We start from the raw sequence: 12,200 nt of genomic DNA, 5'->3' as shown, positions 1-12,200 counted from the left end.
ACAATGCGTGAACTGTCGGAGTGAATCCGAACTAATTTATTGCCCACTTCCGAATCGCCGGTCCTTAGGGTTGACAAGGATGCCGGACGTGATGTTCTCTGCTGGTCGGCTCGATCAACGCCACGTCTGCTCCGGTCCGGGAGCCGGGATTCCGGTCCACTCGGGACGTCCGTGGTCGGCCCTGGGGCCCCCGTCCTGTCCGAGTTCGACGTCAGCCGTCCGCGCGGCTGGGAATCGAGCGGTTCCACCATGCACGAAAGCAGATCCACCCTCCGCCGCTCGGCGGACGCCGCGTGGTGGCCCGCGCACTGGAGCGTGCGCACCAAGATCAGCGTCGTCCTGCTGCTGCCGGTCCTGGTCGCCGTGGCGCTCGCGGAGGTCCGGATCCAGGGCGAGCTCGACCGGGCGACCGCGCTCAGCGCCGCGCGCGACCGGCTGCCGGTGCTGCGGGACACGATCGACCTGACGGCGTCGCTGGGCCAGGAGATGGTCGCGGCCGTCGCGGTCCCGGGCGGGGCACCCGACACGCTGACCGCCGCCGTCGACGCGAAGGTCGCCGCGGTCCAGCGCGACACCGGCTTCGCGCCGCTGGCCGCGGACACCGGCCGGGCGCTGAACACCGCGCTGGGCAAGCTCGCCGGCATCCGCGCGGCCGGCACGGGCGGCGGCGACGTCCGCACGAAGGCCGCCGGCTACAACGACATCATCTCGACCCTCGGTGACCTCGTGCCCACGTTCGCCCCGGCCGACGCCGGCAGCGAGACCGCCGTCGGCGCGGAAACCGCGCGGCTGCTGGTGCACCTGCGTGGCGAGCTGGCCACCGAGGAGACCTACGCGCGGGCGGCGCAGAACAGCCCGGACGACGCTTCGCTGCGCCCGGCCGTCGTGCAGGCCGCCGCCGAGCAGGAGGTGCTCGCCGAGCAGGCCGCCCACCAGCTCTCGGGTGCCCAGCTGAACCGCTTCGAGGCGGCGACGAGCTCCGCCGCGGGCCGGCTCGACGCCCTGCAGGACCCGAGCAGGACCGGCGGCGAGACGCTCGCGTCGTTCGCCCCCACGATCGCCGCCGAGACGACCGGCGTGACGGCCGTGCTCGCCGACGTCGCGGCGAAGCTGTCCTCCGACGTGTCGGACGCGGCCGACCGCGCCCGCTCGGACTCGCTGCGCGACACGGCGCTGGTCCTCGGTGCACTGCTCGGCGCGCTCGCGATCGCCCTGCTGGTGGTGCGCTCGCTCGTCACGCCGGTGCGCCGGCTGCGCGCGGCCGCCCTGCGCGCGGCGAACGAACAGCTCCCGGAGACCGTCCGGCAGGTTCGTGAGGGCCACGACGTCGACTGGCGGTCGGTGCCCGACTCCGGGGTCAAGACCGAGGAGGAGATCGGGCAGCTGGCCCGTGCCTTCGACGACATGCACCGCCAGGCGGTGCGGCTCGCCGTCGAACAGGCCGAGCTGCGCAAGCAAGTCAGCGAGATGTTCATGACGCTCTCGCGGCGGAGCCAGTCGCTGGTCGAGCAGCAGCTGTCGATCATCGAAGACCTCGAGTCGGGCGAGCAGAACCCCCGCCGGCTCGACGAGCTGTTCCGGATCGACCACATCGCGACCCGGCTGCGCCGCAACGGCGAGAACCTGCACGTCCTGGCCGGTGGCCGGCCGGTCCGGCACGGCCGGGAGCCGGTGCCCACGCGCGACCTGCTGCGCGCCGCGACGTCGGAGGTCAAGGACTACCGGCGGGTGGCGATGGGCAACGCGCCGCGCAGCTCGGTGCAGCCCGAAGCGGCCGCGGACGTCGTGCACATCCTCGCCGAGCTGCTGGAGAACGCGACGCGGTTCTCCCCGCCCGAGCACAAGGTCGCGCTGACGGCCGACCGCGGCGCCGACGGCGGGCTGCTCATCGAAGTCGTCGACCAGGGCCTCGGGATGACCCCGGCGGAGCTGGTGTCGGTGAACGAGCGCCTCGCGGCGGCGGGGACCGTCGGCCCGGAGACGACCCGCCGGATGGGGTTGTTCGTGGTCGGCAGGCTCGCCGCGCTGCACGGCGTCACGGTCCGGCTGCGCGCGACCGGCGCGGGCGCGCGGAACGCCGGGGTGACGGCCAGCGTGCACGTCCCGGGCGCGCTCGTCATCGCCGACCTGGCCCGCCCGATCGGGGCCGGCCGGCTCGCGACGGCCGGCGCCGCCGCCGGTGGCCGCAACGGCCACACCCGGCCGCCGGTCGTGCCGACGCAGGCGTCGACGCCGATCTTCGAGCAGGTCGTGACGAGCTGGTTCACCGAGCCGGTGGTGAAGCCGCTGAACCGGCGGGACGCGCCGGTGGAGTGGCCGCCCGCGGCCGAGGCACCCGCGGCCGGCCGGCGGACCTGGCCCGGGTCGAAGGCGGACCGCGCCGACCCGGCGGAGGACGCGCCGGTGGAATGGCCGCCTCCGGCCGAGAAGCCGGCGGCCGAGCGGAACGGGAGCACGGCGGCGCACCGGGCCGACCCGGCGGAGTGGCCCGAGAAGCCGACCGGCGAGCGGAATGGGAGCACGGCGGCGCACCGGGCCGACCCGGCGGAATGGCCGCCCTCGGCCGAGAAGCCGACCGGCGAGCGGAACGGAACCACCGCGGCGCACCGCGTCCCCTCGGCCGAACCTGCGACGCCACCAGCCGAGCTCCCGGCGGCGGAGTGGCCCACCTCGGTCGACAAGCCGGTGGCCCGCCCCGAACCGGCCGGCACGGCGGTGGGGGAGTGGGACACCCCGGCCGACCGCACGCGCCAGGCCGCCGAAAGCGCTCTCAAGCCCGCGAGCGCGCAGCGGCTCACCGACGCCGGCCTGCCGACCCGGCGGCCCGGTGCCCAGCTCGCGCCCGGCGCGGTCGTCCCGCGCGTGCGCGAGCAGACCGGCGGGACGGGGTTCCGCGACCCCACCGCCGTCCGCAGCAGCCTCTCCCGGCACTACCAGGGGATGCGCGCGGCCCGGCAGGAGACCGCGGCCCGCGCCGAAGAATCCGGAAAGGACGAAGTGGATCCGCGATGACCGAACTTCCCGACGTGCAGCCGCGACGGTCCGGCGCCGAACCGTCGGCCCGGTCCCTCAGCGGGACACTGGGCTTCCCCGGTCCCGCCGCGCCGCCCGAACGGACGGCGACGCTGAACTGGCTGGTCAACGGGTTCGTCCAGGACGTGCTGGGCGTCGCGCACGCCGTGCTGGTCTCCGCCGACGGCCTGCTCGTGGCCGCCGACGAGGCCCTGCCCCGTGAGCGCGCCGACCAGCTGGCGGCGATCGCGGCCGGGCTGTCCAGCCTGTCGCTGGGCACCGCGGAGCTGTTCACCGCCGGGCGGGTGGTGCAGTCGGTGATCGAGATGGAGCAGGGGTTCCTGCTGCTGATGAGCGTGGGCGACGGCTCCAACCTGGTCGTGCTCGCGTCGACCGGCTGCGACATCGGCCTGGTCGGCTACGAGATGACGATGCTGGTCGAGCGAGTGGGGCAGAAGGTCGACGTGCCCGCGCGCGAGATACCGGTGGCCCAGGACCACCGGTGATCGACGACCCGCCGCCCGGGCCGTACGGGGAGGAGCCGCGGCGCAGCCCGTCGCTGGCCCGCCCGTACGCCTGGACGGAAGGCCGGACGGCGCCGACGGTCGAGATCGCCGTCGAAGCACTGGTCGAGACCACGGCGGCCGGCCGGGCCGAGGCGGCGTACCTGTCGTCGAGCGCGCTGGCGGAGGTCACCGAGATCTGCGCCCGGCCGAGGTCGCTGATGGAGATCGCCGCGCTGCTGTCGCTGCCGCTCGGCGTGGTCCGTGTGCTCGTGTCGGACCTGATGCAGGACAACCTGGTGATCGTCCGCGACACGCTGTCGGACACGTCGACCTGGGACGAGCGCCACGACTTGATGGAACGCGTGCTGCACGGGCTGCGCGATCTTTAGCACCGGGAAAGGCTGATCATGGAACACTTCGCGCTCGGGCACTGGCTGCTGGTGCTGGCGTACCTGACGTCCGTGGTGGGTTGCGCGCTCGGGCTGGCGTGCGCGGTCCAGGCCCGCCACGCGGCGACCTCCCGGCACCGCATGCGCTGGCTGGTGCTGGCGGCGATCTCGATCGGCGGCGTCGGCATCTGGCTGATGCACTTCGTGGCGATGCTCGGGTTCAGCACCCCGGGAATGCCGGTCCGCTACGACGTCTTCCGCACGGTGCTGTCGGCGATCCTCTCGGTGTCGGCGGTGTTCGCCGGCCTCGTGGTGGTGGGCGGCCGCGCGAAGTTCGGCTGGTGGCGCCTCGCCCTCGGCGGCGTGATCACGGGCCTGGCGGTGAACGTCATGCACTACACGGGAATGTCGGCCCTGCGCGTGAAGGGCGACTTCACCTACGAAGGCGGCCTGGTGGCGCTGTCGGTGGTGATCGCGGTGGTGGCGGCCACGGCGGCGCTGTGGTTCGCGGTGTTCCTGGACCGCCTGTCCCTGCGGCTGCTGGCGGGTTTCGTGATGGGGGCGGCGGTGACGGGCATGCACTACACGGGCATGGCGGCGGTCCGGATGAACATGGACATGAACGCGGCCGACCCGGCGGGGGTGGAGGTGTTTTCGTTCCTGTTCCCGGTGTTCGTGCTGGCGGCGGTCGCGATGGCGGTGCCTTTGTGCGCGGTGTTGATGGCGCCGGCGATCACGCCGGAGGCTGCTGCGGCTGCTTCGGTCTCGAAGGATGAAGCGGTCACGGTGTGAGCTGGTCGCGGATGGCGTCGGTGTCGATGAGGGACCAGATCTCGGCGATCTTCCCGTCTTCGTAGCGGTAGAAGACGTGTTCGGCGAAGGAGATCGCCTTGCCGGCGGTGGGTAGCCCGCGGAAGTCGTCGACGGGAGTGCAGTCGAACCGGATGCGGCAGGCGACTTGGTCGTGCTGGACGACGAGTCCTTCGATCGCGTAGTGCAGATCGGGAATCTCGGCGGCGTCCTGCCGCAGGAGGGCTTGGAAGTCTTCGATGGTCAGCGTGCGTCCGTTGTGGACGACGGGGTCGTGCGCGAAGTCCGGGAGGTCGGCGAAGCGCCGTTCGTTCAGACAGGTGAGGTAGGCGCGGTAGCGAGCTTCGAGATCGGTCATGAAGCCAGTCTGGCAAACGGCCCGCGGGGAACCACCCCGCGGGCCGCTCACCTCAACCCCCTACAGGATGCACAGCAGCGAACACGCCTTCGCCGACGACCAGCCCGTGTGTGACGGCGGTGTCCCCGGGGGAACGTTCGCCGGCACGTAACTCACCTTCGCCTGGTTCGTGATCGGGAACAGGTTCAGCAACGCGTACGTCGAGCAGTACACCTGCTTCGACGCCCCCGCCGCCAGGGTGAACGGGCCCGTCTGGCACGACGGCTCCACGGTGTCCACCACCTGTGCCGACGTGATCCCGACCGGGCCGAGGTTCGTCACCGTGATCCGCCAGTACGCCGTCGCGTTCAACAGGCCCAGGAGACCGACCCCCGCCTGCTTGGCCCACGGTCCCACGCCACCCGGGCCGCACTTCGACGCCGACGACGAGGTGCAGATCTCCTTCTCCACCTTGACGTTCGGCGTGCACGACTCGCCCGGGGCCACCGGGAGCGTCACCGTGTTGGACGTGAACGAGCCCGTCGAGTCCGTGCCCGTCGCCGTGTTCGCCACCGACGACACCGCGCAGTCCGTCGCGATCGTCGTGCGGAAACACAGCTGGGGCGCGTCGCCCGCGTAGTCGACCAGCAACCGGCCGCTGAAGCCCGTTCCGTTGTGCAGCACCAACGTCGTCGTCACCGTGATCGACGGGTGCGCCGCCACCGACACACCGGTCAGGTCGACCGAGCCGTCCGGGGCGAAGCCCGGGGTCGGCACCGTCGCGCCGCCCTGGTCGACCACCGTCACCCGGGACGCCGCGAAGTCGACGTTCGCCGGGTCGACGCCCGTCAGCCGCGCCGCCGTGTACCCCTGGACGTGTGAGCCGCCGTCGCAGTAGAAGTCGCCCGGGCGCAGCGTCACCTGGCCGCCCGAACGGACGCACGGCGTCGCTCCCGTCGCCGGGTCCATCGAGAACAGCACGCCCGCGTCGCCGAGGCCGATCAGGCAGCCCGACGGGGCGTCGTACGTGTAGCCGTAGTCCCGCGTCACCCCGCCGTTCGCCGACGGGTGCGTGATCGGCCCGGGCAAGCCCGCGCACGCCGCCCCCGTCGCCCAGTCGTGGCACAGCGTCGCGCCAGCGTACGGTCCGCCCCAGATCGGCACGTAGCTGCGCACGTGGCCGTTCGGATCCGTGACGACCTCGGGGTTGAAGAAGATCACCCCCGCGGGCAACGCCGTGATCGGCGGGGCCGGCAGCACCGACCCGTCGAGCGCGTAACACGTCGTCACGGTCGTGTTGACGCTCGTCGACGAGCACGCGCCCACCGGGACACCGGTCGTGCTGAACGCCGTGTACGCGTTGTAGGTGTAGTTGCCCGCCGGTCCCGTCGGGCGCGACGAGGCCCAGCCGGCGCACGCCGTGGCCGTCGCCGGGTCGAAGCAGCCCAGTGACGGCTGCTGCGCGGTGTTCGGGCTGGACGTCGACGCGAACACCTTGCCCGCCACCAGGGTCAGCGCGCCGTAGACGTACGGCTGGTTGGCGGCCGGGACGATCGGCGCGTACGGCTGGCCGCCGCAGGCGCTCTGCGTGGCGATGGTCCAGCAGACGACCGCGCCGCTGCTGACGAGGCCGTAGAGGTTGCCGCCGCTCTGCAGCAGCCCGGTGATGCTGGTGACCGGCGGCGACCCACCGGTGGGGGACAGCGCCCAGTACCCGCAGTTGGCCGAGGCCGCCATGTCGAGGCAGCCGACGCCGACCGAGCCCGCCGTGACAGCCGGGTAGTAGACCTTCGCGGGCGCCGCGGGGTCGCGCACGTACTGCTCGACCATCGTGCTCGCGATGTCCCCGGCGCCGAGGGTGCCGAGCGGGCCGGGCGCGGTGTTGAGCACCTTCGGCCACGGGCCGCCCGGACAGCGCTGCCCGGTGGCGAGGTCGGTGCACACGACCTTCGGCGACGTCGCGCCGAGGTGGTGGTAGATGTTCCAGGCCTGCAGGACGCCGCCCGGGGTGCGGTAGAGGATCGGCGTGAAGCCGTCGCCGCCGGTCGCGGTCGTCACCGCCTGCACGGGCGGGGTGAGCGCGGCGGACAACGACGTCGCGTCGGGCCCGGCGTCCGGGTTCGTCGCCCGCACGGCGGTGACGCCGGACGCGGGTTCGGTGCCGGTGAAGGTGCTGCCGTCGGTGGACCACGACGGCGTCCACCCGGGCGGCGCGTGCAGCGAGCCGGGCTGGAACGCCTGGCCCGCGCCGACGGCGTCGGTGATGGTGGCGGCGCCGGACCCGGTGGCCTGGTCGTCGTAGCCGATGACCCAGTCGGCGGTGGCCCCGTGGGCGGCGGGGGATCCGGTGCCCTGCACGGACTTCGTGAGCCCCGAGACGGCAGCGGCCTCGGCGGTGGTGGGGAGCGCGACGGCGGCGGCCGCGACGAGCACCAGGGGCAGCACTGCTCCCAGCATGCGTCTTCGCATGAATGGTCCTCGATTCTTTCGCAAACGGTTGGTCCCAGAAACGGTTTCCTGGCCGAAGGAAAATCGTATGCCGGACCGGGAGTGCGTTGAAGCGCACTCACCCGGGCGCCAGAAAGGCGAAGCCAACAGCTCAGTTCGTTACCGATGCGAAATGGTGTGGACCTGGTGAGGCGAGGGAGTTTCCGGCCGAGGGTCACCCGGATGCACCTGGAGCGTCACTCGTTCGGGTAACGAGTGGACGCTAAGAACTCTCGTTTCCGGCGGTTGCGAAGAATTATTTTCCGAAAACGTATTCGGTGCGGATCCCGCCGGCTGTCCGCGGTCGGCACCGTCCAGGCGATGGCCGGGTCGCACGACGCTCCGCAGGGCGGTCACGAACCCGGCCGGATCGAGCGCGAACCGGACCGGGTCGGCGATCGCGTCCACGCGAGCCGGCGAACCGTCGAGCCACGCGTGGATCGACCACGCGAACGGGTAGCTCGCGCCGGGACGCCCCTGCGCGAGCGGAACCGGGCGCCCACCAGCCGGCGCACCTGCTCCGCTTCGACGGTCACGCGCCGGGGGAGCGGACCGAGATCAGGCCGGGCGCCTCAGCCCGATTCGGCGTCGAAGCGCAGTTTCGACGTGATGCGGTACCGGTCGCCGCGGTACACCGAGCGGGTCAGCTCGACCACCTGCCCCGTCGTGTCGCGCGTGAGCCGCTCGATGTGCAGGATCGGCGCGTACACCGCGATCTCGAGCAGCTCGGCCTGCTCCGGGTTGGTCACCGCCGGCTCGATCGTCTGCACCGCGTCCTGCACCACGATCCCGAACCGCTCCCGCAGCAGCCGGTAGAAGTTGCCCGATTCCAGGTCCGCCGGGGACAGACCCGGGACCAGGGACGCCGGGAGCGCCAGCCGCTCGATCGCGATCGGCTCGTCGTCGACGTGGCGCACGCGCGTGACGCGCAGGACCGGCGCCCCCGGCTCGCGCTCCAGGTCGGCCGCCAGGGACCGCGTCGCGGCGGAGATCCCGAACGCGACCACCCGGCTGGTCCAGTGTCCCTCCGCGGGTGGGACGGCGAGTCCCGTCGCCAGTTCCTGGGTCACCTTCTGCGGGCTGGTGAACGTTCCCCGCCCGCGCTGGCGCACCAGCAGCCCGGTGCGGGTCAGCTCGTCGATGGCCGCCCGGACGGTCGGGCGGGACACGCCCAGCTCCGCGGCGAGGTCGCGTTCGGACGCCAGCCCGGTGCCGGGGCCGGCGTTCTCGATCACCTTCAGCAGGTGCCGCCGGACGCGGTCGCGTTTCACCGTGGGCGGGCGGTCCGCCGGCTCGTCCTCTTCTTTCCGGGGGCTCCGAGTGGCGGAGGCCCCGGCCCGGGGCGAAGGCCCGGATGGCACAGCGGTCAAGGCACCGTCTTCCCGGATACGGGGACCGCGCCGGCGAACCGGACGCGCTCCTTGGGCAGGGCGTCCAGGGCGCGCAGCCGTTCGAGGTGACCGGTCAGGCGCTCCTGGAAGTCAGGATAACGGCGGTCCGGCGGCGACCACGCGCGCTCGGCCAGCGCGCACAGCCGCGGGAACGCGAGGTGGCGGACGTGGTCGGGCGTCGGTGCGTGCTCGGTCCACAGCTGGGCCTGCGTGCCGAGCACCCCGGGCCGGGTCCCGTCGCTGACCGGCAGCCCGCCCTCCAGGGGGTCGAAGCGGTAGACGTCCTGGAGTGTCGTGACGTCCTGGCGCGGCGGCTCGCCGGGCTCCTCGCTCTGGCGGTAGTCGAAGTACGTCGACGTGTGCGGTGCCATGATCACCTGGTGGCCGCGGGCGACGGCGAGGGCGCCGTGCGCGGCGTCGCGCCAGGCCGTGACGACCAGCTCGGGCGGCAGCCGGCCCGCGGCGTGGCCGGTCTCGTCCCAGCAGACCGCCTGCCGGCCGAGATCCGCCAGCAGCGCGTGCAGCTCGCCCAGGAACCACGGGTGCAGCTCGGCGGTGTCGGTCAGCCCCAGCTGCGCCGCTTTCGCCAGCGCGACCGGGTTCGACGCCCACTGCGTGGTCGGGCACTCGTCGCCGCCGATGTGCAGGTGCCGCGCCGGGAAGACGTCCGCGACCTGCGTGAGCACCTCCCGGCAGAAGGCGAACGCGCCGTCGTGGACGCCGAGGATGTCCGGGCTGATGCCCCACGCCGTCCACACCGGGAGCGTGACGTCCGGGCGGTTGCCCAGCTCGGGGTAGGCGGCCAGCGCCGAGCGCACGTGCCCGGGCAGGTCGATCTCCGGCACGATCCGCACGCCGCGGTCGGCCGCGAACGCGACGAGGTCGCGCAGCTCGCGCTGGGTGTAGAAGCCGCCGTGGGGGACGCCGTCGTAGACGCCGCTGCCGGCCGCCCCGACCATCGACTCGCTGCGCCACGCGCCGATCTCGGTGAGCCGTGGCCGCCCGTCGATCTCGATCCGCCAGCCCTGGTCGTCGGTGAGGTGCAGGTGCAGGACGTTGTACTTGTGCAGGGCCAGGAGGTCGACGAACTCGCGGAGGAACTCCAGCGGCAGGAAGTGCCGGGCGACGTCGAGCAGCACGCCGCGCCAGGGCAGCCGGGGCGCGTCGCGGACGTGCAGGCACGGCAGCCGCGGCGGCCCGTGCAGCGGCACCAGCTGCCGGAGGGTCTGCACGCCGTTGCGCAGGCCCGCCTCGGTCGACGCGGTGAGCAGCGCGTCCACCGGCGTGACGTCGAGTTCGTACCCCTCGAGCCCGAGCTTCGCCTCGGGGACGAGGTCGAGGCGGATCGAGGGGCCGTGGTGGATGGTCGGCCGGGGCAGGTAGCCGGCGAGGAGGCGGGCCGCGCGCTCGGCGCCGTGGCTCGCGAGGACGCGCAGTCCGCCGGCGGGCGCGAAGGTTCCGGCGCGGCGGGTCAGCCGCGCGGGGCGGGGGATGATCATCAGCCTTTCACCGCGCCCGCGGTCATGCCTTCGACCAGGTGGCGCTGCACGAGCGCGAAGAAGAGGACGACCGGCAGCGCGAACAGCGTCGACGCGGCGATCAGGCCGCCGTAGTCGGTGCCGGTGCTGGTGCTGAACGACACCAGCCACACCGGCAGCGTGTAGCCGGAGCTGTCCTTCATGATCACGTAGGCGAACAGGAAGTCGTTCCACGCCGTGATGAACGCGAACACGCTGGTCGCGATCAGGCCGGGCAGCACCAGGGGCAGCAGGACCGAGCGCATCACCCGTGCGCGCGTCGCGCCGTCGACCATCGCCGCCTCCTCGAGTTCGACCGGGATCCCGTGCAGGAAGCCGCGCAACGTCCAGATCGTGAACGGCAGCACGAGTGCCACGTACGTCAGGATCAGCCCGAACAGCGTGTCGAGCAGGTGCGCGCTCTTCAGGCCGAGGAACAGCGGGATGACCAGGGCGGGCACCGGCACCATCTGCAGCACCAGCACGCCGATCAGGAAGCTGCGGCGGCCGAAGAACCGGAAGCGCGTCAACGCCGTCGCGGCCAGGAAGGCGACCACGATGGACAGGGCGACGACCGCGACGACGACCACGGCGCTGTTGGCGAGGTCCCGCACGAACCCGGGTTTGGCGAGCGCGTCGGCGAAGTTGTCCAGCGTGACGTCGATCGGCAGGAACTGCGGCGTGGGCTGGAGGATCTTGCCCGCGGGCTTGAACGCCGTGAGCACCATCCAGTACACGGGGAAGATCCACACGAGACAGAAGACGGTGGCGACGGCGTTGCGGCCGATCCGGCGGATCACAGGTCCTCCCCGGAGCGGACGAGCCGGCGCACGTACACGGCGGTCATGCCGACGAGCAGCGCGACCGAGACGACGGCGATCGCGGCGCCCTGGCCGAAGTCGTTGCGGCTGAAGGCCCGGGTGAACGTCCAGATGCCCAGCGTCGTCGTGCCGTCGTTCGGCCCGCCCTGGGTGAGGATCCAGATCTGGTTGAACACCGTGAAGTCCCAGATCACCGAGAGGATGGTGACCAGGCCGAGGATCGGCTGCAGGAACGGGAACGTGATGGTGCGGTGCACCCGCCACGGCCCGGCGCCGTCCAGCGCCGCGGCTTCGTAGTAGGAGCGCGGGATCTGCGACAGGCCCGCGTAGAGCGTGAGCGCGACGAACGGCACGGACTGCCACACGACCAGCAGCCAGACCAGTGTGAACGCCGAGGTCGGCGACGTCGTCCAGTCGTGCTGGGTGAGGTCGCCGAAGCCGGCCTGGGTGAGCAGCCAGTTGACGACGCCGTAGCCGGGCTGGAAGAGCCATTGCCAGACCAAGGTGGACGCCACGTTCGGCAGTGCCCATGCCGCGATCAGGCAGAGCGTGACCGCCGTGCGCATGCCCCGGCCCAGGCGTTGCAGCAGCAGCGCGACGCCGAAGCCGATGACCAGGGTGCCGAGGACGAGCGCCGCGCAGAACCCGACGCTGCGGGCGAGGACCGGGAGGAGCTGGTCGTCACCGAGGACGGCGGCGTAGTTGTCGAAGCCCGCGAAGGTCGTCGTGCCGGTGAACAGCGACCGCAGGCCGTACTTCTGCGTCGAGATGACGACCAGGCGCACCAGCGGATAGCCCAGGACGAGTCCGAGCAGGACGGTCGCGGGCAGCAGCAGGCCGTAGGGCAGCATCGAGCGGCGTCGCCGCGGCGTCGCCGGTCTCGGCGGGGCTTCGGGCGGCGCTTTCACCAGCAGCACGACGGGACTCCTT

At 72.5% G+C, this 12,200-nt stretch carries 10 protein-coding genes; 4 read left to right on the top strand and 6 right to left on the bottom strand.

What is annotated here, in order from left to right:
* Positions 1-249: 249 nt before the first annotated feature.
* The 4 genes from ACZ7PG_RS03280 to ACZ7PG_RS03265 are packed head-to-tail and all read left to right on the top strand — an operon-like array spanning position 250 to position 4,699.
* Positions 250-3,012, top strand: coding sequence for a sensor histidine kinase (locus ACZ7PG_RS03280; protein WP_470237460.1), 2,763 nt, complete (start codon positions 250-252; stop codon positions 3,010-3,012).
* On the top strand, positions 3,009-3,518 hold the full coding sequence (locus ACZ7PG_RS03275; protein WP_470237459.1) for a roadblock/LC7 domain-containing protein: 510 nt from the start codon (positions 3,009-3,011) through the stop codon (positions 3,516-3,518). The genes ACZ7PG_RS03280 and ACZ7PG_RS03275 overlap by 4 nt, the downstream gene beginning before the upstream one ends.
* Entirely contained in the window at positions 3,515-3,907 is a 393-nt protein-coding gene (locus ACZ7PG_RS03270) for a DUF742 domain-containing protein (RefSeq protein WP_470237458.1), read from the top strand. The genes ACZ7PG_RS03275 and ACZ7PG_RS03270 overlap by 4 nt, the downstream gene beginning before the upstream one ends.
* An 18-nt stretch (positions 3,908-3,925) precedes the next feature.
* Positions 3,926-4,699 carry an MHYT domain-containing protein gene (locus tag ACZ7PG_RS03265; protein ID WP_470237457.1) on the top strand — a complete coding sequence of 258 codons (774 nt, stop codon included), beginning with the start codon at positions 3,926-3,928 and terminating at the stop codon, positions 4,697-4,699.
* Here the strand turns inward: ACZ7PG_RS03265 and ACZ7PG_RS03260 are convergent.
* From ACZ7PG_RS03260 to ACZ7PG_RS03235, 6 genes are all read right to left on the bottom strand, one after another.
* Positions 4,689-5,075, bottom strand: a complete 387-nt coding sequence (locus tag ACZ7PG_RS03260; RefSeq protein WP_470237456.1) for an ester cyclase — start codon at positions 5,073-5,075, stop codon at positions 4,689-4,691. The two genes, ACZ7PG_RS03265 and ACZ7PG_RS03260, sit on opposite strands and share 11 nt — an antisense overlap.
* Before the next feature lie 60 nt (positions 5,076-5,135).
* The gene (locus ACZ7PG_RS03255) at positions 5,136-7,523 is read right to left on the bottom strand and encodes a DUF7617 domain-containing protein (protein ID WP_470237455.1); all 2,388 of its coding nucleotides are present in this window, start codon (positions 7,521-7,523) and stop codon (positions 5,136-5,138) included.
* Between the two features lie 590 nt (positions 7,524-8,113).
* Positions 8,114-8,812, bottom strand: a complete 699-nt coding sequence (locus ACZ7PG_RS03250) for a GntR family transcriptional regulator (protein WP_470237454.1) — start codon at positions 8,810-8,812, stop codon at positions 8,114-8,116.
* 95 nt (positions 8,813-8,907) lie between these two features.
* Positions 8,908-10,431 carry a beta-N-acetylhexosaminidase gene (locus ACZ7PG_RS03245; RefSeq protein ID WP_470237453.1) on the bottom strand — a complete coding sequence of 508 codons (1,524 nt, stop codon included), beginning with the start codon at positions 10,429-10,431 and terminating at the stop codon, positions 8,908-8,910.
* Positions 10,431-11,249, bottom strand: a complete 819-nt coding sequence (locus tag ACZ7PG_RS03240; RefSeq protein ID WP_470237452.1) for a carbohydrate ABC transporter permease — start codon at positions 11,247-11,249, stop codon at positions 10,431-10,433. The genes ACZ7PG_RS03245 and ACZ7PG_RS03240 overlap by 1 nt, the downstream gene beginning before the upstream one ends.
* Entirely contained in the window at positions 11,246-12,187 is a 942-nt protein-coding gene (locus tag ACZ7PG_RS03235; RefSeq protein WP_470237451.1) for a carbohydrate ABC transporter permease, read from the bottom strand. The genes ACZ7PG_RS03240 and ACZ7PG_RS03235 overlap by 4 nt, the downstream gene beginning before the upstream one ends.
* Positions 12,188-12,200: the final 13 nt, after the last annotated feature.

The organism is Amycolatopsis sp. NPDC114504 (genome assembly GCF_055633595.1).
The sequence above is the reverse complement of the archived record's forward strand: the minus strand, read 5'-3'. Positions and strand labels throughout refer to the sequence as shown.

Coding starts and splice junctions, on each gene's coding strand:
- ACZ7PG_RS03280 (WP_470237460.1), top strand. CDS start 250: ATGCACGAAAGCAGATCCACCCTCCGCCGCTCGGCGGACGCCGCGTGG.
- ACZ7PG_RS03275 (WP_470237459.1), top strand. CDS start 3,009: ATGACCGAACTTCCCGACGTGCAGCCGCGACGGTCCGGCGCCGAACCG.
- ACZ7PG_RS03265 (WP_470237457.1), top strand. CDS start 3,926: ATGGAACACTTCGCGCTCGGGCACTGGCTGCTGGTGCTGGCGTACCTG.
- ACZ7PG_RS03260 (WP_470237456.1), bottom strand. CDS start 5,075: ATGACCGATCTCGAAGCTCGCTACCGCGCCTACCTCACCTGTCTGAAC.
- ACZ7PG_RS03255 (WP_470237455.1), bottom strand. CDS start 7,523: ATGCGAAGACGCATGCTGGGAGCAGTGCTGCCCCTGGTGCTCGTCGCG.
- ACZ7PG_RS03245 (WP_470237453.1), bottom strand. CDS start 10,431: ATGATCATCCCCCGCCCCGCGCGGCTGACCCGCCGCGCCGGAACCTTC.